Annotated in this window: 21 protein-coding genes and 1 tRNA gene; 10 read left to right on the plus strand and 12 right to left on the minus strand. The window is 73.0% G+C overall.

Annotated elements, in window-relative coordinates:
* Positions 1-3: 3 nt before the first annotated feature.
* Both mptB and AB4Z14_RS02675 read right to left on the minus strand, forming a co-directional pair.
* Entirely contained in the window at positions 4-1,587 is a 1,584-nt protein-coding gene (gene mptB, locus AB4Z14_RS02670) for a polyprenol phosphomannose-dependent alpha 1,6 mannosyltransferase MptB (protein ID WP_056778036.1), read from the minus strand.
* A gap of 191 nt (positions 1,588-1,778) precedes the next feature.
* Positions 1,779-1,853, minus strand: a tRNA-Leu gene (locus AB4Z14_RS02675).
* Positions 1,854-2,038: 185 nt separating this feature from the next.
* On the opposite strand from AB4Z14_RS02675, the gene AB4Z14_RS02680 reads away from it, so the two are divergent.
* Positions 2,039-2,920 (plus strand): Bax inhibitor-1/YccA family protein, encoded by an 882-nt coding sequence (locus tag AB4Z14_RS02680; RefSeq protein ID WP_442273814.1) that lies wholly within the window; start codon positions 2,039-2,041, stop codon positions 2,918-2,920.
* A gap of 22 nt (positions 2,921-2,942) precedes the next feature.
* Positions 2,943-3,242, plus strand: coding sequence for a hypothetical protein (locus tag AB4Z14_RS02685; RefSeq protein ID WP_442273815.1), 300 nt, complete (start codon positions 2,943-2,945; stop codon positions 3,240-3,242).
* Positions 3,243-3,329: 87 nt separating this feature from the next.
* Here the strand turns inward: AB4Z14_RS02685 and AB4Z14_RS02690 are convergent, their stop codons facing one another.
* The gene (locus AB4Z14_RS02690; RefSeq protein WP_442273816.1) at positions 3,330-4,553 is read right to left on the minus strand and encodes an acetyl-CoA C-acetyltransferase; all 1,224 of its coding nucleotides are present in this window, start codon (positions 4,551-4,553) and stop codon (positions 3,330-3,332) included.
* 322 nt (positions 4,554-4,875) lie between these two features.
* Here AB4Z14_RS02690 and AB4Z14_RS02695 point away from each other — a divergent pair, with 322 nt between their 5' ends.
* Positions 4,876-5,637: a hypothetical protein gene (locus AB4Z14_RS02695; RefSeq protein WP_442273817.1), complete on the plus strand. Its 762-nt coding sequence runs from the start codon at positions 4,876-4,878 to the stop codon at positions 5,635-5,637.
* Between the two features lie 61 nt (positions 5,638-5,698).
* Here the strand turns inward: AB4Z14_RS02695 and AB4Z14_RS02700 are convergent, their stop codons facing one another.
* Positions 5,699-6,859, minus strand: coding sequence for an SGNH/GDSL hydrolase family protein (locus AB4Z14_RS02700; protein WP_442273818.1), 1,161 nt, complete (start codon positions 6,857-6,859; stop codon positions 5,699-5,701).
* Positions 6,860-7,015: 156 nt separating this feature from the next.
* Here AB4Z14_RS02700 and AB4Z14_RS02705 point away from each other — a divergent pair, with 156 nt between their 5' ends.
* On the plus strand, positions 7,016-8,386 hold the full coding sequence (locus AB4Z14_RS02705; protein WP_056778051.1) for a cystathionine beta-synthase: 1,371 nt from the start codon (positions 7,016-7,018) through the stop codon (positions 8,384-8,386).
* Between the two features lie 103 nt (positions 8,387-8,489).
* On the opposite strand, the gene AB4Z14_RS02710 is transcribed toward AB4Z14_RS02705, so the two are convergent.
* Complete coding sequence (locus AB4Z14_RS02710) at positions 8,490-9,062, minus strand: HhH-GPD-type base excision DNA repair protein (protein ID WP_442273819.1); 573 nt, start codon at positions 9,060-9,062, stop codon at positions 8,490-8,492.
* 72 nt (positions 9,063-9,134) lie between these two features.
* Positions 9,135-9,788 carry an IMPACT family protein gene (locus AB4Z14_RS02715; protein WP_442273820.1) on the minus strand — a complete coding sequence of 218 codons (654 nt, stop codon included), beginning with the start codon at positions 9,786-9,788 and terminating at the stop codon, positions 9,135-9,137.
* 123 nt (positions 9,789-9,911) lie between these two features.
* On the opposite strand from AB4Z14_RS02715, the gene AB4Z14_RS02720 reads away from it, so the two are divergent.
* The 3 genes from AB4Z14_RS02720 (at position 9,912) to AB4Z14_RS02730 (ending at position 11,367) form a co-directional block, all read left to right on the plus strand.
* Complete coding sequence (locus AB4Z14_RS02720) at positions 9,912-10,538, plus strand: WXG100 family type VII secretion target (RefSeq protein ID WP_442273821.1); 627 nt, start codon at positions 9,912-9,914, stop codon at positions 10,536-10,538.
* 101 nt (positions 10,539-10,639) lie between these two features.
* Positions 10,640-11,005 carry a fluoride efflux transporter FluC gene (locus AB4Z14_RS02725; protein WP_056778059.1) on the plus strand — a complete coding sequence of 122 codons (366 nt, stop codon included), beginning with the start codon at positions 10,640-10,642 and terminating at the stop codon, positions 11,003-11,005.
* Positions 11,002-11,367 (plus strand): fluoride efflux transporter FluC, encoded by a 366-nt coding sequence (locus AB4Z14_RS02730; protein WP_442273822.1) that lies wholly within the window; start codon positions 11,002-11,004, stop codon positions 11,365-11,367. Before AB4Z14_RS02725 ends, AB4Z14_RS02730 begins: the two co-directional genes overlap by 4 nt.
* Here AB4Z14_RS02730 and AB4Z14_RS02735 read toward each other — a convergent pair.
* Complete coding sequence (locus AB4Z14_RS02735) at positions 11,360-12,061, minus strand: sirohydrochlorin chelatase (RefSeq protein WP_442273823.1); 702 nt, start codon at positions 12,059-12,061, stop codon at positions 11,360-11,362. The genes AB4Z14_RS02730 and AB4Z14_RS02735 overlap by 8 nt on opposite strands.
* Before the next feature lie 167 nt (positions 12,062-12,228).
* Between AB4Z14_RS02735 and cobA the strand changes: the two genes are divergently transcribed.
* A complete protein-coding gene (gene cobA, locus AB4Z14_RS02740; protein WP_442273824.1) occupies positions 12,229-13,299 on the plus strand; it encodes a uroporphyrinogen-III C-methyltransferase in 1,071 nt (356 codons plus the stop codon).
* Positions 13,296-14,510, plus strand: coding sequence for a uroporphyrinogen-III synthase (locus AB4Z14_RS02745; protein ID WP_442273825.1), 1,215 nt, complete (start codon positions 13,296-13,298; stop codon positions 14,508-14,510). Before cobA ends, AB4Z14_RS02745 begins: the two co-directional genes overlap by 4 nt.
* On the opposite strand, the gene AB4Z14_RS02750 is transcribed toward AB4Z14_RS02745, so the two are convergent.
* Positions 14,500-14,889: a winged helix-turn-helix transcriptional regulator gene (locus tag AB4Z14_RS02750; protein WP_056826742.1), complete on the minus strand. Its 390-nt coding sequence runs from the start codon at positions 14,887-14,889 to the stop codon at positions 14,500-14,502. The two genes, AB4Z14_RS02745 and AB4Z14_RS02750, sit on opposite strands and share 11 nt — an antisense overlap.
* Before the next feature lie 96 nt (positions 14,890-14,985).
* On the opposite strand from AB4Z14_RS02750, the gene AB4Z14_RS02755 reads away from it, so the two are divergent.
* The gene (locus tag AB4Z14_RS02755; protein WP_442273826.1) at positions 14,986-15,870 is read left to right on the plus strand and encodes an SDR family oxidoreductase; all 885 of its coding nucleotides are present in this window, start codon (positions 14,986-14,988) and stop codon (positions 15,868-15,870) included.
* 131 nt (positions 15,871-16,001) lie between these two features.
* Here the strand turns inward: AB4Z14_RS02755 and nirD are convergent, their stop codons facing one another.
* From nirD to AB4Z14_RS02775, 4 genes are read right to left on the minus strand one after another with little or no spacing between them, the layout of a single operon-like run.
* Positions 16,002-16,433, minus strand: coding sequence for a nitrite reductase small subunit NirD (gene nirD / locus AB4Z14_RS02760; RefSeq protein ID WP_442273827.1), 432 nt, complete (start codon positions 16,431-16,433; stop codon positions 16,002-16,004).
* Between the two features lie 18 nt (positions 16,434-16,451).
* A complete protein-coding gene (gene nirB / locus AB4Z14_RS02765; RefSeq protein WP_442273828.1) occupies positions 16,452-19,010 on the minus strand; it encodes a nitrite reductase large subunit NirB in 2,559 nt (852 codons plus the stop codon).
* Positions 19,010-20,584 (minus strand): FAD-dependent oxidoreductase, encoded by a 1,575-nt coding sequence (locus AB4Z14_RS02770; RefSeq protein WP_442273829.1) that lies wholly within the window; start codon positions 20,582-20,584, stop codon positions 19,010-19,012. Before AB4Z14_RS02770 ends, nirB begins: the two co-directional genes overlap by 1 nt.
* Positions 20,581-22,707, minus strand: a complete 2,127-nt coding sequence (locus AB4Z14_RS02775; protein ID WP_442274015.1) for a molybdopterin oxidoreductase family protein — start codon at positions 22,705-22,707, stop codon at positions 20,581-20,583. The genes AB4Z14_RS02770 and AB4Z14_RS02775 overlap by 4 nt, the downstream gene beginning before the upstream one ends.
* Between the last annotated feature and the right edge of the window lie 7 nt (positions 22,708-22,714).

The raw sequence follows: 22,714 nt of genomic DNA on the forward strand, positions 1-22,714 counted from the left end.
GGTTCAGCGGCGGGGGAGCGCGGCAGCGAGGAAGGGCTCGTCGGCCTGCTCGTGCACGCGACGGCGGTTGGCGCGCAGGCGGGCCGCCATCCAGAGCGCGGCCGAGACGCCGAGCGCCCACGTGCCGTTGGAGACCGTCGCGTCGACGACGCCGTAGGTGACGAAGAAGAGTGTCACGAAGACGACGGCGCGCACGTGCTTCGCCGAGAGGCGCACGGCGGCGAGGAGCAGCCCTCCCCAGAGGAGGTACCACGGGTGGATGACCGGACCCGAGGCGCAGAGCACGAGCAGGGCTCCGGCCGTGGCGAGCACCGGGTTGCGCGGCGCGACGCGCCAGGTGATCCAGGCGATGGCGGCCAGACCCAGGAGCAGCCCGATCGTCTGGGCGATGGGGACGGGCGCCGAGGTCACGCTCTCGGGCATGCCGGCGAGCCTCAGCAGCCACTCGACGACGCTGCCGACGAACGTCGGCGGGGAGAGCATCGAGCGCAGCGACACGGGCACGGAGAGGTTGGGGATCCAGCCCCAGCCCAGACCGGAGACCGCGGTGATCGCCGTGAAGGCGGCCGCGGTGACGCCGCCGTAGACGAGGCCGTGCCGGACCATCGCCTTGAGCCGTGCGGGAGCTCCGGGCTCCAGATCGGTCTGCGCCTGCAGGGCCATGCCGACGACGCCGATGAGCGCGAGGACGGCCGTCTGCTTGTAGGCGGCGGCCGCGGCGATCGTCACGGCCGCAACGACGAACTGGCCGCGGCTCGCGAGGAGCAGGGCGAAGGTCACGAGGGCGACCATGACGGCGTCGCCGTGGCCTCCGCCGACGAAGTGCATGAGGACGAGCGGGTTGAGCACGCCGAGCCAGAGGGCGTGCCGACCGCTGACGCCGTAGCGCTCAGCGAGGCGCGGCAGGGCGTAGGCGAGCAGCCCGACCGCGAGGAGCGCCGGCACGCGCATGGCCAGGGCCGAGACGTAGGCGTTCTCCGGGAAGATGCTGACGACGAGGTGCTGGACCTGCAGTGCGAGCGGACCGTAGGGCGCCGGCGTGTCGATCCACATCGGGTCGACCTGGTCGGCGAAGGGGCCGGGCACCCAGAACGGCCCCACGGCATACGGGTCCATCCCGCGCAGGACGATCTGTCCCTGCGCGGCGTAGCTGTAGGCGTCGCGGCTGAAGAGCGGCGGCGCGAGCATGATCGGCAGGCTCCAGAAGAGCCAGGCCATCGACGGGGCCTTGCGGCCGTGCACGGGGCGCATCCGCAGCCACGCGTCGACGAGCAGGGCCATGCCGACGGCGAGCAGGATCGTCGTGAGGACCCGTCCGGCGCCTGAGCCGAGCCACACGAGGCCGAAGCGCTCGATGAGCGGCGAGGCGGGAAGCTCGAAGGTGTCGGCGGGCAGGAAGGCGGGGCTGACGGAGCCGGCGGCCACGAGGGTCGTGCCGAGCGTGCCGCGCCGGACCATCGGGTCGGCCCACGTGCGCCGGAGCGCGGCGGAGAGGCGGTCACCGAAGTCGACGACGCGCGGGTCGACGACCCAGGCCGCGCGCGGCGGAGCAGCGGTCGTCGCGCCGGCGACACGATGCTCCAGCACCCGCTGCTCCTTCGTGTGGTGAGGGGTTCGCACTCGAGGTGCGGTACAGGTCGAGAAGGAGCGCATCGGCAGGGCCCCTGGACCTCGGTCTCGACGGCCAGTCTAGGCGGAGCGGGCGCGTGCGTGGCGTGCCACGCCAAGGCGTGAGCGTGGCGTTACCGAACCGTGCCGGACAGCCGACGCCCGTGACGTACCCCCGGAGGGACTCGAACCCTCACCTGTGGCGATTTTAAGTCGCCTGCCTCTGCCGATTGGGCCACGGGGGCGGGGTCCCCAGTATGCCGTCGTGCCGGGTCGCCGGGGTCACCGCGGGGCGCGTCACGATCCCGTGTCGGGCGAGCACTTCTCGCGCGCGGGAACCTTCCGGTGGGGTGCGTTCGCTTACTCTTGGGGACAGTCGCCACGCCCAGTCGCGGGTCGTGGCACCCAGTGCTTTTAGGAGCGCACTCACATGGCAGGTGGAAACCCGGTCTTCGACCGGCTCAACAAGCAGATCGAGAAGGAGCGCTACGCCGGCTTCGGCTCGCCGCAGGGCAGCCCACAGCAGGCGCAGCAGGGCACCCAGGCTGCGACGACCGGTTACGCGGGCCAGGACGCGATGACGGCGCAGCAGCTCAACGAGATGTACGCGCAGCCGCCGGCCGGCCCGGCCGACACCGGTCGCGTCACGGTCGACGACGTCGTCGTCAAGAGCATCACGCTCTTCGTCGTCACGATCGCCGTGGCCTTCGTGTCGTGGTTCTGGACCGAGGCCAACACCGACATGACGCTGCCGTTCTGGCTCGGCGGCATGTTCGGCACGCTGATCCTCGGCTTCGTCATCGCCTTCATGAAGAAGGTCTCGGTGCCGCTGCTCATGGTCTACGCCGTGCTCCAGGGCGCCTTCCTCGGCGCCTTCAGCCAGTACATCGCGGCGATCCCGGACTACGACGGCGTCGTGCAGATGGCCGTCCTCGCCACGCTCTGCGTCTTCGTGGCCATGTACGTCGGCTACGCGACCGGCTTCGTCAAGGTCAACGACAAGACGCGCCGGATGTTCTTCTTCGCGATCGTCGGCTACGGCCTCTTCTCGCTGCTGCAGGTCGTGCTGCTCATGACCGGCGTCATCCACGGCTGGGGCTTCGGCGCCAGCGGACCGCTCGGCATCGGCCTGTCGATCCTCGGTGTCGGCCTCGCGTCGTACTCCCTCGCCGTCGACTTCGACTCGATCGACCGTGCGGTCCAGATGGGCGCCCCGAAGAAGTACTCGTGGCTGCTCGCCCACGGCCTCATCGTCTCGATCGTCTGGCTCTACATCGAGTTCGTCCGTCTCTTCGCGCGTCTGCGCGACTGACGCGCTCGTGACACCTCAGAGCGTGGGTTCGCCGACCCCGCACGAGGTGTCCGACGAGCTCCGGCGCGTGGTCGAGCGGTGGCACCAGCTACCGCTCGACCACGCGCTTTCGCGTATGCCGTCCGTCCGGGCCCTCGTCCAGACGCTCGCCGACCGGGTGGCCGGGTCCCGTGGCGTCGACGCGCAGCCGGTGCCCGAGCTCGGGCCGGCCGTCGTCATGGACCAGCTGGCCGTCATGGTCCTCGACCTCTTCCGGGCCGAGCCAGACGCCGACCCGTCCGACGTCGCGGACGAGCTTGCCGGCATACGCCGTTGCCTCTAGTCGAGGACCTTCCCCGGCCCCGAACGTCGAGTGGGCACCGTCCCCGCGGGGACGGTGCCCACTCGACGTGGTGCGGAGGGCGGAACCTCAGCTGAGGCGCTCGAAGATGACGGCCATGCCCTGGCCGCCACCGACGCACATCGTCTCGAGGCCGAACTGGCCGTCCCGCTCGCGGAGCGCGTTGATGAGCGTGCCGGTGATGCGGGCTCCGGTGGCGCCGAACGGGTGGCCGATCGCGATGGCACCGCCGTTGACGTTGAGCTTGTCGTAGTCCATGCCGATCTGGTCGGCCGACCCGATGACCTGCGCGGCGAAGGCCTCGTTGATCTCGTAGAGGTCGATGTCGCCGATCGACAGTCCGGCCCGCTTGAGCGCGAGGTTCGTCGCCTCGACCGGACCGAGGCCCATGATCTCGGGGGAGAGGCCCGTCGCGGCCGTCGAGACGACGCGGGCGAGCGGCTCGAGGCCGAGCTCCTTGGCCTTGGTGTCGCTCATGATGACGAGCGCCGCGGCGCCGTCGTTGAGGGGGCAGCAGTTGCCGGCCGTGACCGTGCCTTCCTGCCGGAAGACGGGGTTGAGTCCCTGGACGGCCTCGAGGGTGACGCCGGCGCGGGGGCCGTCGTCCTTGCTCACGACGGTGCCGTCGGGCGTCGTGACCGGCGTGATCTCCCAGTCGAAGAAGCCGCGCCCGATGGCGGCTTCGGCGCGGTTCTGGCTCGTGACGCCCCATTCGTCCTGGCGCTCGCGCGAGATGCCGTAGGCCGTCGCGACGTTCTCGGCCGTCTGGCCCATCGCGATGTAGATGTCGGGGAGCAGGCCCTCCTCGCGGGGGTCGGTCCACGTCTCGTTGGTCTCGGCGATGCGCTTGGTGCGGGCCTGGGCGTCGGCGAAGCGGCCGTTCTGCTGGTCCTCCTTGGCGCCACCGGCGCCGGCCCAGTCGGTGTACTGCGAGACGCACTCGACACCGGCAGAGACGAAGATGTCGCCCTCGCCGGCCTTGATCGCGTGGAAGGCCATCCGTGTCGTCTGGGCCGAGGAGGCGCAGAAGCGGTTGATCGTCGCGGCCGGGGTGGCGTCGAGGTCGAGGAGCGTGGCGACGACCTTGGCCATGTTGGAGCCGTGCCGGCCCGAGGGCTCGGCGCAGCCGAGGTAGAGGTCCTCGACGAGGCGCTTGTCGAGGGCGGGCACCTTGTCGAGCGCGGCCTGGATGACGGTCGCGGCAAGGTCGTCGGGACGGACCTCCTTGAGCGAGCCCTTGAAGGCCCGGCCGAACGGCGAGCGGGCGGTCGAGACGATGACGGCTTCGGTCACGGGAGATCTCCTGGTGCAGCATCGACGGCCCGCGCGGCGGTGCGACGGGCGACTAAGCGCTTGCTCAGTCCCCACGATGGTAGGACGTCCTCGCACCGGTTGGACAGGCCACCGGCCATGACGTGCGTCTCGCCCACCCCACGCGTACGCCCGGTCAGCTCCGCCCCGCCAGGGCGCTTCGAGGACGCCTCCCGCCGAGCGGGTACGACTCCGGGGTCCGCCTGGGCGACCGCTAGGGTGGATGAGTTGTCGGCGCCTCCACGCGCCGGCCGGGTCCGGACGCTCACGCCGGACCCTCCGACGATCAGGGGGCACGCCCACCATGAAGACCTTCACGACCCGCGTCGTCGCCGTGTCCGGCGCGATCGCGATCAGCCTCGGCGCCGCCGCGTGCTCGAAGTCCGAGACGCCCGCCACCGGCTCCGCCAGCTCGAGTGCGTCGACGCCCGCCGCCTCGGCGAGCTCGTCCACGTCGGCCGCCAGCGACGCCCCCGAGGCGTCGGAGATCCTCGACAAGGCCAAGACGAACGCGCTCGCCGCGACGTCGGGCGCCTTCGTCGGCCAGGTCGACCAGAGTGGCAAGACGATCAAGATCGACTTCAAGGGCACGAGCGACGGCAAGACCGCCGACATCGCCATCGAGCTGGAGGGCGACGGCAAGGCGCGCGTCATCTCCGTCGGCGACGCCGTCTACATCCAGGGCGACGCGACCTTCTGGAAGAAGCAGGGTGCTCCGGCGTCGGTGCAGAACGCCGGCGACAAGTTCATCAAGGCGCCGTCCTCGGCCGGGTCGATGACCCAGAGCCTCAGCCTCAACAGCTTCCTCCAGAAGGCCTTTGGCGCGGTCACGCCCCAGCAGCTGGCCACCGACGTCGCGAGCGAGAACGTCGGCGGCGTGGACTGCTGGGTCCTCACCGACAAGAAGGGCAAGTCGGAGGGCGCGCTCTACGTCTCGAAGGACAAGTTCGAGGTCGTGCGCTTCACCGGCTCCAAGGCCAGCCCCGGTCAGCTCGACTTCTCGCAGTGGAACGCCGACCTCGGCATCAAGGCGCCCGACGCCAGTCAGATCATGAAGATCAGCTGACCTCGTCCACCCTGCGAGGGGGCCGTCCGCATCAGCGGGCGGCCCCTTCGGCATGTCCCGGTCAGTGCAGGACGGGGTCCTCGGCGCGCCCGCCGGCCGGCCGCTCGTCGGTGCCGCCGGAGTGGTCGGCCGAGTCCGTCCGGTCGGTGACGTCCGACGGGGCCGGGTCCAGGTCACCGAGGCCGTATGCCGTCCCGGATGGCCCAGCATCCGGCGCGGTCGGGTCGCCGGGCACGGTGGGGCGGATGCGGTGCAGCAGCACGGCCCAGCGTCCGTGGGCCCCGCGCGCTTGGCCGCCCACCTCGGCCGGAGCCACCTCGGTGCCCGGCTGGGTCACCGCCTTGGTCGCGGCCACGGCCAGCGGCCCGACGCTCTCGCCGCGCCGCAGGTTGGGCTCGGTGGGGGCACTGCCCTCGCCGAAGAGGTCGAGCGCCGCGCTCACCGTCGGGAGCAGGGCGGCGGCGACGCGGGCGTAGCCGGCCGGGCTCGGGTGGAAGCGGTCCTTGCTGAACATGACGTGCGGCTCGGCCGAGAACGCCTCGCTGAGCAGGTCGCCGATCGACACGGCGCGTCCGCCGGCCTCGACGACAGCGACGGTCTGGGCCGCTGCGAGGTCACGCGACCAGCGGCGGGCGAGCAGGCGCAGCGGCTGGGGCACGGGCTGGATGGCGCCGAGGTCGGGGCACGTGCCGACGACGACCTCGGCCCCGGCCTCCCGTAGGCCGCACACGGCCATCTCGAGGTGGCGCACGGCGATCGAGCGGTCGATGCGGTGGGTCACGTCGTTGGCGCCGACCATGATGACGGCGACGTCGGGCTGGGGGACGGCCGCGAGGCCGCGCTCGAGCTGCTCGTCGAGGCCGGTCGACTCGGCGCCGATGACGGCGACGTTGGTCAGCTCGACAGGGCGGCCGCTGAAGGCGGCGATGCCGCTCGCGATCGTCGCCCCGACCGTCTGGTGAGGGTGTTCGGCGCCCATCCCGACCCCGGTCGAGTCGCCGAGCACGAGGAACCGCACCGGCGTCCCCGGGCCGGACCCGTAGGTGCCGCTGTCGGACGGTGCGCCCTCGAAGTGCTGGCCCACGATCCTCCGGGCCATCATCGCCTCGCCGCGCAGGATGCCGTAGCCGAGGGCTCCGAGCGCGCCGAGGCCGGCGACCCCCATCCCACCGCCGTAGGCGGCCGCCTGGGCGATCTTGCGCGCGCGTCGTGCACGCCCCATGCCGGACCCCCTTCCTCTGCCGGGTCGAGATGCTCGACCGGGTCCACCACGGTAACGCCCGGGCCGGACGCTCCGTGCCGCTTCGCACGTCCTGCCGGCGCGGTGGCGGGCACCCGCGTGTCTCGGACCGTGGGACGGCCCTCCTAGGATGGACGCGTGAAGTACGCAGAGAACGTCGCCGACCTCGTCGGCAACACGCCCCTGGTCAAGCTCGGCTCCGTCGTCGCGGACGCGGGGGTGAGGTGCACGGTGCTGGCGAAGGTCGAGTACTTCAACCCCGGCGGCTCGGTGAAGGACCGCATCGCCCTGCGCATGGTCGAGGCCGCTGAGCGGGACGGCCTGCTGAAGCCCGGCGGCACCATCGTCGAGCCGACGAGCGGCAACACCGGAGTCGGTCTGGCCCTCGTGGCGCAGCGCCGCGGCTACCACTGCGTGTTCGTCTGCCCCGACAAGGTGAGCCAGGACAAGCGCGACGTGCTCAAGGCCTACGGCGCCGAGGTCGTCGTCTGCCCGACGGCCGTCGAGCCCGAGCACCCCGACTCCTACTACTCCGTCTCCGACCGCCTCGTCCGCGAGATCGACGGCGCGTGGAAGCCGAACCAGTACTACAACCCCGAGGGTCCGAACAGCCACTACCTGACGACCGGACCCGAGATCTGGCGCGACACCGACGGGCGCATCACGCACTTCGTCGCGGGCGCGGGCACGGGCGGCACGATCAGCGGCACCGGCAAGTACCTCAAGGAGGTCAGCGACGGCGCCGTGCGCATCATCGCGGCCGACCCGGAGGGCTCCGTCTACTCCGGCGGCACGGGCCGCCCCTACCTCGTCGAGGGCGTCGGTGAGGACTTCTGGCCGGGCGCCTACGACCCGTCCGTCGTCGACGACGTCATCGCCGTCAGCGACGCCGACTCCTTCGAGATGACCCGCCGACTCGCCCGCGAGGAGGGCCTGCTCGTCGGTGGCTCGTGCGGCATGGCCGTCGTGGCCGCGCTGCGTGCCGCGAAGGACCTGCCCGAGGACGCCGTCATGGTCGTGCTGCTGCCCGACTCGGGCCGCGGCTACATGAGCAAGATCTTCAACGACGAGTGGATGCACTCCTACGGCTTCCTCAACGACCACACCGAGGCGACGGTCGGGTCCGTGCTCCACGGCAAGTCCGGTGACATGCCGGCCCTCGTGCACACCCACCCCAACGAGACGATCCGCGACGCCGTGCAGATCCTGCGCGAGTACGGCGTCTCGCAGATGCCGGTCGTCAAGGCCGAGCCGCCCGTCATGTCCGGCGAGGTCGCGGGTTCCGTCAGCGAGCGGGCCCTGCTCGCAGCGCTCTTCACCGGTCAGGCGCACCTCGCCGACTCCGTCGAGAAGCACATGGAGAAGGGCCTGCCCCTCGTCGGCGCCGGCTCACCCGTCTCGGCGGCCCGCAAGGAGCTCGAGGAGTCCGACGCGATCCTCGTCGTCGAGGACGGCAAGCCGATCGGTGTGCTGACCCGGGCCGACCTGCTCGGCTTCCTCGCCGACTGACCCCGTCAGCTCCCGGTCAGCTCTCGTCCGAGACGCCGTATGCCGTTGGGCTCGCTTCCACGAGAAGCGAGCCCAGCGGCATCCGTACGAAGCGTGGTGTGGCTCAGGCGTCCTGCTTGGCCTTCGCCTCGGCCTTCTTGGCCTGCTTGAACTCCCGCACCTTGAGAAGGGAGTCGCCGTCGACGACGTCGGCGACCGAGCGGTAGCCGTCGAGAGCGTAGTCACCGGCGACGGCCTCCCAGCCCTCCGGCCGGACCCCGAGCTGCTTGGCGAGCAGCGCCACGAAGATCTGTGCCTTCTGCTTGCCGAAGCCCGGCAGCTCCTGGACCCGCTTGAACAGCTCCTTTCCCGTCGTCGCCTCGGTCCAGAGCCGGGTCACGTCGCCGTCGTAGCGGTCCTCGACGAGGGCAGCGAGCTCCTGCAGCCGGGCCGCCATCGAGCCGGGGAAACGGTGGATCGCCGGAGGGGTGCTCGCCATGGCCTTGAACTCCGCGGGGTCCGCTGCGGCGATCGCGGCGGGGTCGAGCGTGCCGAAGCGGCTCAGCACCTTGTAGCCGCCGCGGAACGCGTGCTCCATGCCGTACTGCTGGTCGAGCATCATCCCGACGACGATGGCGAAAGGGTGCTCGTCGAGGACCTGGTCCGCGGCGGGATCGTTGGCGATGTGGAAGGCCATGCAGGCATGCTCTCACGCGTCCGTCGCCTGCCGGTGGGGCCGGCGGGGACCGAGGCGACCGGGAGGGGAGGACTACCGCGTCGGGACCCGGACCCACGACCCGGGTCCGCCGGTGACCTCTCCGGCGCCTGCGGTGAGCGCGCCGACGAGCCCGCGCACGGAGTCCCCGGTGCCGGGCTCGACCGCGACGTCGAGGACGAGCCCGGTCGCGCCCCACGTCGTCGAGGTGACGGCGCAGCCCGGGTGGCCGCGCAAGGCGTTCTCGACGCGGGGCGCGTCGGCGCTGCCCACCGTGACGACGAGCCCGTCGCGCCGCGCGTACGCCACCACGGTCGCAGCGTCGACGGCGGCGGAGACGGCGTCCCCGTACGCGCGGATCAGGCCTCCCGTGCCGAGCAAAGTGCCACCGAACCACCGGGTCACGACGGCGACGACCTCGGTCAGGCCCTGTCCGCGCAGCACGTCGAGCATCGGCGCGCCGGCCGTGCCCGACGGCTCGCCGTCGTCGTTGCTGCGCTGCGTGCCACCGTCGGGCCCCAGGACGAACGCCGTGCAGTGGTGCCGCGCGTCCCGCGTGACCGACCGCACCGTCTCGACGAACGCCCGGGCGTCCTCCTCGGACGGCACCGGCGCGACGTCGCACACGAAGCGCGACCGCTTCACCTCGAGCTCGGCGGAGGCCGGGGACGCGAGGGTGAGGTAGCGACGTGGCGGGCTCAGCGGCATACCTTCTCGGGCGGTGGGCGGGACGCTCCGAGTATGCCGTCGAACCGGGGAGGACTCCCCATTGCACGTGGATGCGCCGGCAGGTGAGGATGGGCCCGGTGTGCAGGGGTGAGGGGGAGATCTGTGTTCTCGAAAGGTGCTGACGTCGACGCGCTCCGCGACTCGGCGGGCCGGATGGCGTCGTTCGGCCGTGAGGTCGACGTCGTCCGCGCGCGTGGGCAGCGAGCGGTGTCGACGATGCAGCGGGCCTGGCAGGGGCCGGACCTGCAACACCTCGTCGAGCGGTGGCGGCGGGTCGAGCACGACCTCACGCGCATCAGCACGGAGTTCGACCGGCTGTCGCGACGCCTGCACGACAACGCCGACCTCCAGCACCGCTCGAGCGGAAGCTCCGCGGCCGGAGGGTCGCACGACGGCGTCGGCGGTGGCGGTGGTGCTGTGGCGCCCGCGGGCGGTCACACGGGTGGCCACGGGGAAGGTCACGGGCGTGGTCACGGGGGTCGACCCACGCTGCACGCCGCGTCTGCCGCCCGGTGGTCGCAGGTCCTCGTCGGGTGGGGCCCGGACGGCGGTCGACCGCTCGTCACGCCGGGCGTTCCGCAGCCGCTGCACGGGATGGGCTGGGGTCACTGGTTCGGCAGCCCGTCCGTCGGTGCCGGGTCGGGGCCGGTCGACGTGACGTACGGCCCGGTCCTTCCTGCCGACGTGGCAGCGGCGGCAGCGCACGGTCTCGGCCTGCCGATCCGCTGAGGACGCCCGAGCCGTCGGGACGGCTCAGCACGGTCGGGTCGCGGCTCGCCCGGACCGTGGCCTCGCGCGGACAGCCGTGCCCGGGCTGAGAGACTGGCGCCATGCACCCGTTCGCAGTGGCCCTCGGCGGCGCCGTGGGCACGCTGCTCCGGCTGCTCCTGACGATGGGCGGCAGCGGCGCGGCTGGCTGGGACCCGCGGATCAGCGTCATCAACGTCGTCGGCGCCTTCCTGCTCGGGGTGCTCGTCCGGCTTCCCGTGCGGCCCCGACTGCGCTCGATGCTCGCCTCGGGCGGCCTCGGCTCGCTGACGTCCTTCTCGGCGCTCAGCATCGCCTTCGTCGACGGCACCCCCGGGTATGCCGTCGCGCTCGGCCTGCTGACGAGCATCGTCCTCGGGGTGGCCGCGGCGGCCCTGGGCATGTGGCTGGGTGGCCTGCTCACCGAGGGTGACAGGGAGACCGCGTGAGCGCGGTCGCGTGGTGGGGCTGGGCGCTCGCCGTGGGAGCCGGCTCGATCGGCGCCCTCCTGCGGACGTGGCTCGTGCGGACGCTGACGAAGCGTCCGCTGCCCTTCGGCGTGCTCGGCGCCAACGTCGTGGCGTCGGTGGTCGGTGGAGCCGTCGTGGCCGACCGGGTCGAGCTGGGGCCGACGTGGTCGCTCGTCCTCATCGGTGGCTTCTGCGGCGGCCTGTCGACCCTGTCGACGCTCGCGGCCGACACGGTGGAGCTGTGGCTCGAGAACCGTCGCCGTGACGCCGTCGGCAACATCGCCGTCAACGTGGCACTCGGGTTGTTCGCGGCCTGGGGCGCCTGGGCGCTCGTCAGCTGAGGTAGCGCTCGACGACGACGTCGACGAGGGCCTCGGGCGCGGGTTCGTGGGGCAGCAGGAGCGGTGGGGTGACGACGTCCGCGCCGGACCTGCCGGCGAGGTCGGCGAAGAAACCGGGCGCGAGAAGGTAGGTGGCGACGACCACGCGACGCCCCGGAACGCGTTGTGCCGCAACGGCCTCGGCGAGCTTCGGCTCGGCGGCCGACAGGTAGCCGGCTACGACGGGTCGCCCCAGGCGCCGGCCGAGCGCGGCGGCGACGCGCTCGCAGTCGGCGACCGCCGAGGCCTGCGACGACCCGGCGGCACCGAGCACGACGTCGTCGTCGTCCCGCAGCCCGGCCGCCACGAGCCGGTCGCGCAGCAGGTCGGCGAGGCGGTCGTCGGGGCCGAGGGCCGGTGCGACCGTGGTGCCGGGCACTCGCTCGGCGGCCTCGTCGAGGTCGACGTAGACGTGGTGGCCGGCCGACAGGAGCAGCGGCACCAGCCGGGCGGGCGCATCGTCGTGCAGGGACGACAGCACGGCGGCAGGGTCCGGGGGCTGCACGTCGACGAACGCCGCACGGACGGTGAGGTCCGGGCGCCGCGCGGCGACCGCCGCGACGAGGCTGCCGATGGCCGACCGGCCGGCGGCCGACGACGTGCCGTGCGCCACCGCCACGAGCACGGGCGCAGGTGCGGGCACGGGGCTGGTCATGGGCTCACTCTGTCAGGTCGGTGTCACGTCGGGTCGGAGCGTGGGCTTCGGGGGGACGCGTGACGGGACCCGGTCGGGCGACCGCACGGGACGCATACGCCCGGGTGAGTCCGCCGTTACCGGGGCATCGCGGGACGGAAACGCGGACGAAACACACGCTTCCTACCGTGGGAGCCGACGTGGACCACGAGCTGCGACGGGAGGCCGCCGTGCTGATCGAGACCGACCTGACGGGACTGCCCGTGCTCGTCGTGGGGCCTCCGGGCCTCACCGCCCCCGTCGTGCGTCGTCACGAACGGGCCGGTGCCGTGGTCACGGTCGCCGCCTCGCCGGGGGACGTGACGGACGAGGTGTGCGCACGTGCGCGGCTCGCGGTGCTCGTCGGGCCCGGAGCCGGCTGGGGCTCGGTCCGTGACGCGCTCGCGGGACGGTGCCCCGTCGTGACCGAGCCGGTCCCGGATGCGCCCCGGGGCCGGGTCGTCCTCGTGGGGGCGGGTCCCGGGGGTCTCGAGCTGCTGACGCTCGCCGGGATCCGCGCCCTCGCGGAGGCCGACGTCGTGCTCACCGACCGGCTCGCCGAGGTCGGTGACGTCGCCCGCCTCGCCCCGGGGGCGGAGGTCGTCGACGTGGGCAAGCGGCCGGGACACCACGCGGTGCCCCAGGACGAGATCGAGCGGATCATGGTCGCGCGCGCCCTCGCCGGCCTCACGGTCGTGCGGCTCAAGGGTGGCGACCCCTATGTCTTCGGCCGGGGCGGCGAGGAGGTCGCGGCGGCCGTCGAGGCGGGGCTGCCCGTGACGGTCGTCCCCGGGGTCTCGTCCGCCGTCGGCGTGCCGGGGAGTGCCGGCATACCGGTGACCCACCGCGGTGTCAGCCACGCCTTCACCGTCGTGTCCGGCCACGTGCCGCTCGAACCCGAGCAGGCGAGCGCGCTCGCGGGACTCGGGGGAACCGTCGTCTTCCTCATGGGGATGCACAACCTCGTCCCGCTGACGACGGCGCTGGCCAGGGCCGGACTCGCCGCAGACACCCCGGCTGCCGTCGTCGAGCGCGGTTTCACCCCCGACCAGCGCAGCATCGTCGGGACCCTAGCCACGCTGCCCGACCTCGTCGCCCGGGCCGGGGCGTCGTCGCCGTCGGTCATCGTCGTCGGCGAGGTCGTGCGCCAGGCCGAGGTCTGGGCGCGTCGCGTGGGGGCCCGGGGCGCCGACGGCCTCGCGATGGACGTCGTCGCGTGAGCGAGCCGGGCGTCTCGTCGACGCGAGCAGCCGGGGCAGCACGGCGCAGCCACCCGCCCACGGCGTGGTCGGCCGAGCTGACGGGACCCGATCCCGACGCCGTGCGGGTGGACCCCACCGGTCCGGTGCTCGACGGCTTCCGGGTCGCCGTGACGTCCGACCGGCGGTCGGGAGACCTCATCGACGCGTTCGTGCGCCGCGGCGCCGAGGTGCTGCACGCGCCGGCCGTGCGCATCGCCCCCGTCGAGGAGGACGAGATCCTCATCGGTGACACGCGCGCCGTCATCGACTGCCGCCCCGACGTCGTCATCGTCACGACGGCCTACGGCTTCCGGCGCTGGATCGAGGCGGCCGATGCGGCCGGCCTCGGTGAGGACCTGGCGCGAACCCTCGACCACGCCCGCGTCATCGTCCGCGGACCCAAGGCGCGCGGCGCCGTGCGGGCGGCGGGCCACGTCGACGACGGCATCGCCGACGACGAGCGGACCGCGTCGACCGTCGGGCTCGCCCTCGAGGGCGGCGTCGTCGGGAGGCGGGTGGCCGTGCAGCTGCACGGCCACGAGGACGTCGAGCAGCTCGAACGGCTCCGGTCGGCCGGGGCGACGGTGCTGACCGTGGCGCCCTACCGCTGGGTGCGGCCGACCGACGAGAGCCGGCTGGGACGTCTCGTCGCGGCCGTTGCGGCCCGTGAGGTCGACGTCGTCACCTTCACGTCGGCGCCGGCCGTCGACGGACTCGTCTCTGCCGCAGCGCAGCTCGGCATGGACGGCGTGCTCGTCGATGCCCTGCGGTGCGGCGTCACGGCCGCTGCGGTCGGACCGGTGACGGCGGCGCCGCTGCTCGACCTCGGGGTGACACCGATCGTGCCCGACCGCTTCCGGATGGGCGCGCTCATCCGCACCGTCGTCGAGCACCTGACGCTCAACGGCGTCGCCGAGGTCCAGACCGCGCTGGGTCCGCTCGTCGTGCACGGGCGGGTCGTGACCTTCGGCGGCGAGACGGTGACCCTGGCCCGCGGGCCGCGGGCGATGCTCGCCGCCCTGATGTCCGAGCCGGGCGTGGTGCTGAGCCGCGAGCGGCTCCTCGACGAGCTGCCCGAGGCCGAGAACGAGCACGCGCTCGACATGGCCGTGAGCCGGCTCCGGTCGGCGCTGCCCGACCGTCACCTCGTGCAGACCGTGGTGCGACGGGGCTACCGGCTCAACGTGTAGCGGCGGCCGCCTCGGCGTCGCCGACGATCGCGGGCGCGTGGTCGGCGATCCAGTCCATGAGCGGCACCATCCGCTCGGCGAGCTCGCCGCCACGTGCGGTGAGGGTGTACTCGACGTGCGGCGGGACGACCGGCCGGGCGTCCCGGTGGACGAGCCCGTCGGCCTCGAGCATGCGCAGGGTCTGGGCGAGCATCTTCTCGCTGACGCCTTCGGCGCGACGGCGCAGCTCGCTCCACCGCAGCGGATCGCCCTCGGCGAGGGCGAGGATGACGAGCGTGCCCCACTTGCTCGTCACGTGGTCGAGCACGACGCGGCTGGGGCAGTCGGAGGCGAAGACGCCGTCGGGGAAGTGTCGACGCAGGGTGGGACTAACCGTCATGTCAGTACCTTACTTCAAAGTGGGTACTAACTTCTGGGAAGCATGCTGTCGGAGCGGTCGTTCTGGAGGGTGTCAGCCCCACCCGAAAGGAACGTCATGACCCTTCTCGTCACCGGTGCCAGCGGTCACCTCGGCCGTCTCGTCGTCGAGTCCCTCCTCGAGCGCGGCACGCCCGCCGACGACGTCGTCGCCATCGCCCGCAACCCCGAGTCCGTCGCCGACCTGGCTGACCGCGGTGTCGTGGTGCGCCGCGCCGACTACACCGATCCGGCGTCGCTCGACGCTGCGTTCGAAGGTGTCGACCGGCTCCTCCTCGTCTCGGGAAGCGAGGTCGGCCAGCGCATCGCCCAGCACGCCAACGTCATCGATGCGGCAAAGCGGGCCGGGGTGGGCTTCGTCGCCTACACGAGCATCACGCGCGCCGACACGTCCGACCTCGCGTTGGCCGCCGAGCACCGTGCCACGGAGGAGCTGCTCGCGGCGTCCGGCCTGCCGCACGCCCTGCTGCGCAACTCCTGGTACCTCGAGAACTACACCGGCCAGCTGCCGACCGTCCTCGAGCACGGTGCCGTCCTCGGTGCCGCCGGCGACGGGCGCGTCAGCGCCGCGACCCGGGCCGACTATGCCGACGCCGCCGCCGTCGTGCTCGCGGGTGAGGACGGACGCGGTCACGAGGGCGCCGTCTACGAGCTCGGTGGCGACGACGCGTTCACCCTCGGCGAGCTCGCCCAGACCGTGGGTCGCGTCGCCGGACGCGAGGTCGCCTACCGCGACCTGTCCGTCCCCGACTACACCGCGGCTCTCGTCGCGGCCGGCCTCCCCGAGGGGTATGCCGGCGTGCTGGCCGACAGCGACCGCGGGATCGCCGCGGGGGCCCTGTTCACCGACAGTGGCGACCTGTCGCGTCTCATCGGCCGCCCGACGACCAGCCTCGAAGGCGCCCTGAGCGCCGGCTTCGTCGCCACCACCCCCACAGCCTGACCCCGCTCACCCCGTTCCACCCGTCGAAGGGCCACACACCGGGCTCCGGTTTGTGGCCTTTCGACGGTGGGGACCGGCAGAGTCTGGCCTCTCAACGGTGGGGGACCCGCAGATCGTGGCCTTTCGACGGTTCAGGGGAGGGGGAGGCCGACTCGCACGATGCCGTGCTGGACGCGGACGGCATACGTCGGCAGGGCCACCTCGGGATCGTCGAGGGCGGCGCCGGTGCGCAGCGAGAAGACGTGCTTGAGCAGCGGTGAGGCCACGGTCGGCTCGCCGCCGCGGTCGCCGGTCAGGCCCCGCGAGAGGACCGCTGCCCGCGCGTACGGGTCGAGGTTGTCGACGGCGTAGATCATCCCGTTGGGCAGCAGGAAGAGGGCCGCCTGGGCGCCGCCGGGGAGGAGCACGGCGACACCACGGCCGGGCACGAGCGCCGTGACCGGGCAGGCGGACACCCACTGTCTCGCTCCGGGGGACGGCAGGATGCCGGGCCGCACGTTGCGACCGGCCGCGGCCGCGACCTCGGGCGGCAGCGCCTGCGGCGGGGTGACGAGTGTGGTCATGACGGGTTCCCTTCGGTATCAGGCGTTCTCACGGACGACGGGAAGCCCGAGCAGCACCGGCACCTTGCGTGGGCCGGACTCGTCGAAGGCGACGGTGGGGTCGGCCTCCTCGGGCGCGTTGACGAACGACACGAAGCGCGAGAGCTTCTCGGGGTCGTCGAGGACGGCCTTCCACTCGTCCTGGTAGCCCGCGACGTGACGGCCCATGGCCGCCTCGAGGTCGTCGGCGATCCCGAGCGAGTCGTCGCATACGACGGCCCTGAGGTGCTCCAGACCGCCCTCGAGCGCGTCGAGCCACGGAGCCGTGCGCTGGAGGCGGTCCGCCGTGCGGACGTAGAACATGAGGAAGCGGTCGATGTAGCGCACGAGCGTCTCGTCGCCGAGGTCGCTCGCGAGCAGCCGCGCGTGGGCCGGCGTCTGGCCGCCGTTGCCGCAGACGTAGAGGTTCCAACCCTTGTCGGTGGCGATGACGCCGACGTCCTTGCCGCGGGCCTCGGCGCACTCGCGCGCACAGCCCGAGACGCCGAACTTGATCTTGTGCGGCGAGCGGAGACCGCGGTAGCGGTGCTCGAGGTCGACGGCCATCCCGACCGAGTCCTGCACGCCGTAACGGCACCACGAGGAGCCGACACACGACTTCACGGTGCGCAGCGACTTGCCGTAGGCCTGCCCTGACTCCATGCCGACGTCGACGAGGCGCTGCCAGATGGCGGGCAGCTGCTCGACGCGGGCGCCGAAGAGGTCGATGCGCTGGCCGCCGGTCACCTTGACGTAGAGCCCGAAGTCCTGGGCCACCTGGCCGATCGTGATGAGCTGCTCGGCCGTGACCTCACCCCCGGGCATCCGCGGGACGACGGAGTAGGTGCCGTTCTTCTGGATGTTGGCGAGGAAGTGGTCGTTGCTGTCCTGGAGCGCCGCCTGCTCGCCGTCGAGCACGTGGTCGCTGCTCGTCGAAGCGAGGATCGAGGCGACGGTGGGCTTGCAGATCTCGCAGCCGGTGCCCGTGCCGTAGCGCGCCAGGAGCCCCGAGAAGGTGCGGATGCCCGTCGAGGCCACGATCTCGAACAGCTCGGCCCGGCTCTGCTCGAAGTGCTCGCACAGGGCCTTGGAGAGCTCGACGCCCGAGTCGACGAGGAGCTTCTTGACGATGGGCAGGCAACCACCACAGGTGGTTCCGGCGTTCGTGCAGCCCTTGATGGCTGCGAGGTCACAGGCGCCCTCGGCGATCGCACCGCAGATCGACCCCTTGGTGACGTTGTTGCACGAGCAGATGACGGAGTCGTCGGGGAGGGCGTCCGTGCCGAGCTCGGCGCCAGCGGGCGAGACGAGTGCACCCGGGTCGCCCGGGACCTCGCGGCCGACGTACGCCTTGAGCGTCGTGTACGCCGAGGCGTCGCCGACGAGGATCCCGCCGAGCAGCGTCCGCGCGTCGTCGCTGACGACGACCTTGGCGTAGGTGCCTTTCGTCGCGTCGGTGTGGACGATCTCGAGGGACCCCGGGGTCGTGGCCATCGCGTCGCCGAAGGATGCGACGTCCACGCCGAGCAGCTTGAGCTTGGTCGACAGGTCGGCGCCGGGGAACGTCGCCTCGCCCCCGAGCAGCCGGTCGGCGACGACCTCGGCCATCGTGTAGCCGGGGGCGACGAGGCCGTAGCACCGACCCTCGACGGCGGCGACCTCGCCCACGGCCCAGACGTTCTCGTCGCTCGTGCGGCAGGCGACGTCGGTGAGGACGCCGCCCCGCTCCCCGACGTCGAGGCCGGCGGCGCGCGCCACGGCGTCCGACGGGCGCACGCCCGCCGAGAAGACGACGAGGTCGGTGAGCAGCGCCGTGCCGTCGGAGAGCTCGACGGCGAGGCGCCCGTCGTCCTGCGCGGCGATCGAGCTCGTGCCGGCGCCGGTGTGGACCTGAACGCCGAGGTGGCTGATGAGCCCCTCGAGCACCGCGCCGCCACCGTCGTCGACCTGGAGCGGCATGAGGCGGGGAGCGAACTCGACGACGTGCGGCGTGAGGCCGAGCAGGCGCAGGGCGTTGGCCGCCTCGAGGCCGAGCAGGCCACCGCCGACGACGAGGCCGTTCGCCTCGCGCCCCTCCGCCGCGGCCCGCTCGATCGCGGACTCGGCGGCGACGCGGATGCCGTCGAGGTCGTCGAGCGTGCGGTAGACGAAGCAGCCCGTCGAGTCATGGCCCGGGACCGGGGGCACGAAGGGGTGGGAGCCGGTCGCGAGGACGATCTCGTCGTAGGCGATGACGTCCCCGGTGCTCGTCGTGACGGTGCGAGCCTCGCGGTCCACCCGCTCGGCCCGGGTGCCGAGCCGCAGGTCGACGAGGTCGTCGCCGGCATACGTGTTGCCCGCGAGGGCGAGCGACGTGCGGTCCCAGGCTCCGACGTAGGAGGAGAGGCCGACGCGGTCGTATGCCGCCTCGGCCTCCTGCGAGAGGACGGTGACCTTCCACGTGCTCTCCGTGTCGCGGGACCGCAGGGCCTCGACGAAGCGGTGGCCGACCATGCCGTGGCCGACGACGACGACGGTGCGGGTGGTGGTGCCCGTCGGGTTCTCGGTGGGGGTGGACATCAGGCGGCTCCTTCGGTCAGGGCGGCGGCTGCCGGCACCGGTTCGGGGGTCGAGGAGATGGGGGAGGCGGTGGGGGTGGGGGCGGGCTCCGACGAGCGCAGCCACGAGCAGAGGCCGTCGACGGCGCCCTTGCACGAGCCGCAGCCGGTCGTCGCGCGGGTCGCCTCGGCGACCGCGCCGACGGTCTCGGCGCCGGCCCGGAAGGCGCCGACGATCGCGGACTTCGTCACGGTGTTGCACCGGCAGATGACGGCCGCGCCGGGCATCTCGGCGAGGTTGACGGCCTCGGTCGCTCCCGACCGGGTGATCGCGCGACCGAGCATGAGCGAGAGACGGTCCCGCGGGACGACCGAGCCGGTGTCGTAGAGCTGGGTCAGGGCGCCCGCCGCGTCACCGACGCCGAGCAGGATGGCGCCGACGAGACGGTCCTGGCGCAGCACGAGCTTGGCGTAGCGGCCCCGGCTCGGGTCGGTGAAGGCGAGCACCTCGTGACCGGGGTCGTGGACGTCGACGTCGACCGTGCCCATGCTCGCGAGGTCGATGTCGGGAGCCTTGAGCCGGGTCAGGACGCTCGTGCCCTCGTACGTGGCGTCGGGGTCGGCGCCGGTGAGGACGTCGGCGAGGACGCGGGCCTGGTCCCAGCCGGGCTGGACGAGGCCGGGCACCTCACCGCGGTGCTGGGCGCACTCGCCGATGGCGTGGAGGTGCGGGAACGAGGTGGCCAGGCGGTCGTCGACGACGATCCCGCGGTCGACGTCGAGACCGGTCGCGACGGCGAGGTCGGTGCGGGGCCGGACGCCCGTCGCGACGACGACGAGGTCGGCGGCGAGGATCGTGCCGTCGTCGAGGACGACGTGGGCGGACACCCCGTCGACCGGTGCGTGTCGCTCGACGACGAGGCGTCCGAGGACGAGGCGGGCGCCGATCCCGCGGACGACGCGGGACAGGACGGCGCCGCCGTCGGCATCGAGCTGGCGGTCCATCGGGAAGTCCTGCGGGTGCACGACGGTGACGTCGACGCCGCGGGCGAGCAGGCCACGGGCCGCCTCGAGCCCGAGCAGACCGCCGCCGAGGACGACTGCGGTGGAGGCGGATTCGGCTGCCTCGACGATGCGGCCACAGTCGTCGACCGTGCGGAAGGCGACGACCCCGTCGGCCAGCGGGGTCGCGGGACCGGGCGAGCCGGCATACAACCCCTCGGTCGGGGGGACGAAGCTCGTGCTGCCGGTCGCGAGGACCAGCTCGTCCCACGTGACGACGCGCTCGGTGCCGTCGGTGTCGAGCGTCGCCGTGCGTGCGTCGGCGTCGACGGCTGCGACCCGGGATCCGGCGAGGACGTCGATGTGGCGCGCGGCCCACCAGCCGTCGGGCTTGAGGCGCGTGTCGCGCGGGCTGATGCCGCCGGCGACGACGGTCGACAGGAGCACCCGGTTGTAGGCCGCGTGCGGCTCCTCGCCGACGACCGTGACGGCGAAGCGCTCGGCGTCGGGGTCACGGTGGCGGATCTCCTCGGCGAGCCGGGCGCCGGCCATGCCGTTGCCGACGACGAGGACGTGCCTGCGGTGGCGGGTCATGCGATGGCCTCCAGGCGGACGGCGCACGCCTTGAACTCGGGCATGCGGCTGGTCGGGTCGAGGGCGGCGTGGGTCAGCGAGTTGGCTCGCGCGTCGCCGGCCCAGTGGAAGGGCAGGAAGACGACGTCGGCGCGCATGTCGTCGTCGACGCGGACGACGGCGCGGGTGCGGCCGCGACGGCTCACGACGTCGGCGAGGTCGCCGTCACCGAGCCCGGCCGCGTCGGCCGTGTCGGGGTGCACCTGGACGAACATGTCGCCGGCCGCCGCCGACAGCTCGGTGACGAGCCTCGTCTGGGCGCCGGACTGGTAGTGCTGCAGCACCCGACCCGTTGTCGCGACCAGGGGGTATGCCGCGTCGTCGGCCTCCGCGGGCCCCACGTGGTCGACGGCGACGAAGCGGGCGCGGCCGTCGGGTGTCGCGAAGCCGTCGAGGAAGAGCCGCGGCGTGCCCTGCGGTCGCTCGGTGCTGCACGGCCAGTGCAGGCTCTCGCCGGCATCGAGCCGCTCCCACGTCACCGCGGAGTAGTCGGCCGGTCCGCCGGCCGAGGCCCGGCGCAGCTCGTCGAACACGACCCGAGGGTCGGTGGGGAAGGCTGTGCTGCAACCGATCCGGAGTGCCAGCTCGCTCCAGAGCTCGAGCTCGCTGCGGCACCCCACGGGGGCGTCCAGCGCCTTGCGGCGGCGCAGGACCCGGCCCTCGAGGTTGGTGAGGGTGCCCTCCTCCTCGGCCCACTGGAGCACGGGGAGCACGACGTCGGCGACGGCGGCCGTCTCGGAGAGGACGAAGTCGGAGACGACGAGCAGGTCGAGGGCGGCGAGGCGCTCGGCCACGACCCGTGCGTCGGGGGCCGAGACGACGGGGTTGCTGCCGTGGACCATGAGGACGCGCGCACCGCCGTCGGTGCCGAGTGCCGACAGCAGCTCGAAGGCGCTGCGGCCCGGACCCGGCAGGTCCGCGGGGTCGATGCCCCAGACCGCGGCGACGTGGGCCCGGGCGGCCGGGTCGTCGATCTTGCGGTAGCCGGGGAGCTGGTCGGCCTTCTGGCCGTGCTCACGTCCGCCCTGGCCGTTGCCCTGGCCGGTGATCGTGCCGAAGCCGGTGCCGGGGTTGCCGGGCAGCCCGAGCGCGAGGGCGAGGGCGATGAACGCCGTCACCGTGTCGGTGCCGCTCGCGTGCTGCTCGCTGCCGCGGGCCGACAGGACGTAGGCGCCGCGCTCGGTGTCGCGGGCGCGGGCCAGCGCGGCGACGGCCGCCCGCATCGTCGTGACGGCGACACCCGTGACCCGCTCGACGCGCTCGGGCAGCCATTGCGCGGCGATCGGCCAGAGGTCGTCGAAGCCCGAGGTCCGCTCGGCGACGAACCCGCGGTCGGCGTACCCCTCGGTGACGGCGAGGTGGAGCATCCCGAGGGCCAGGGCGGCGTCGGTACCGGGGCGCGGCTGCAGGTGCAGACCGCCGCCGTCGACGGCCTTGGCCGCGGTCGGCGTCAGACGCGGGTCGGCGACCATGAGGCCTCCGGCGTCGGCGGCGCGGACGAGGTGCGTCAGGAAGGGCGGCATCGTCTCGGCGGGGTTGGCGCCGAGGAGCAGCACGGCGTGTGCCGAGCCGATGTCGGTGACGGGGAAGGGGAGGCCCCGATCGAGACCGAAGCAGCGGATGCCGGCGGCGGCGGCCGAGCTCATGCACCAGCGGCCGTTGTAGTCGATCTGGCTCGTGCGGAGCGCCACTCGCGCGAACTTGCCCAGCTGGTAGGCCTTCTCGTTGGTCAGACCCCCACCGCCGAAGACTGCCACGGCGTCCCGCCCGTATACCGCCTGCGTCCGCACGATGGCATCGGCGACGACGTCGAGGGCCTCGTCCCACGACGCGGGGGTCAGGTCGCCGTCGCGGCGGACCAGCGGGGTCGTGAGGCGTCCGGGCGTGCGCAGCAGCTCCGCGCTCGTCCATCCCTTCTGGCACAGGCCACCCCGGTTCGTCGGGAAGCGACGAGGGCTGACCGTGAGGTCGGCCGCCGACGACCCGGTGAGCGTCATCGCGCACTGGAGCCCGCAGTAGGCGCAGTGCGTCGCGACGCCCGCCTGCTCGGAGGGGACGTCCCCACCGAGCGAGCGGGACGGCATTCTCCAT

Source organism: Terrabacter sp. 2TAF16 (assembly GCF_052115065.1).
Classification (GTDB): domain Bacteria; phylum Actinomycetota; class Actinomycetes; order Actinomycetales; family Dermatophilaceae; genus Terrabacter.

Excerpts from the sequence above, each read along its gene's own strand:
- nirD (WP_442273827.1), bottom strand. The coding sequence starts at position 16,433 with ATGACCACACTCGTCACCCCGCCGCAGGCGCTGCCGCCCGAGGTCGCG.
- AB4Z14_RS02770 (WP_442273829.1), bottom strand. The coding sequence starts at position 20,584 with ATGACCCGCCACCGCAGGCACGTCCTCGTCGTCGGCAACGGCATGGCC.
- AB4Z14_RS02775 (WP_442274015.1), bottom strand. The coding sequence starts at position 22,707 with ATGCCGTCCCGCTCGCTCGGTGGGGACGTCCCCTCCGAGCAGGCGGGC.
- AB4Z14_RS02680 (WP_442273814.1), top strand. The coding sequence starts at position 2,039 with ATGGCAGGTGGAAACCCGGTCTTCGACCGGCTCAACAAGCAGATCGAG.
- AB4Z14_RS02725 (WP_056778059.1), top strand. The coding sequence starts at position 10,640 with ATGCACCCGTTCGCAGTGGCCCTCGGCGGCGCCGTGGGCACGCTGCTC.
- AB4Z14_RS02700 (WP_442273818.1), bottom strand. The coding sequence starts at position 6,859 with ATGGGGCGTGCACGACGCGCGCGCAAGATCGCCCAGGCGGCCGCCTAC.
- AB4Z14_RS02715 (WP_442273820.1), bottom strand. The coding sequence starts at position 9,788 with ATGCCGCTGAGCCCGCCACGTCGCTACCTCACCCTCGCGTCCCCGGCC.
- nirB (WP_442273828.1), bottom strand. The coding sequence starts at position 19,010 with ATGTCCACCCCCACCGAGAACCCGACGGGCACCACCACCCGCACCGTC.
- AB4Z14_RS02695 (WP_442273817.1), top strand. The coding sequence starts at position 4,876 with ATGAAGACCTTCACGACCCGCGTCGTCGCCGTGTCCGGCGCGATCGCG.
- AB4Z14_RS02735 (WP_442273823.1), bottom strand. The coding sequence starts at position 12,061 with ATGACCAGCCCCGTGCCCGCACCTGCGCCCGTGCTCGTGGCGGTGGCG.
- AB4Z14_RS02755 (WP_442273826.1), top strand. The coding sequence starts at position 14,986 with ATGACCCTTCTCGTCACCGGTGCCAGCGGTCACCTCGGCCGTCTCGTC.
- AB4Z14_RS02750 (WP_056826742.1), bottom strand. The coding sequence starts at position 14,889 with ATGACGGTTAGTCCCACCCTGCGTCGACACTTCCCCGACGGCGTCTTC.
- AB4Z14_RS02710 (WP_442273819.1), bottom strand. The coding sequence starts at position 9,062 with ATGGCCTTCCACATCGCCAACGATCCCGCCGCGGACCAGGTCCTCGAC.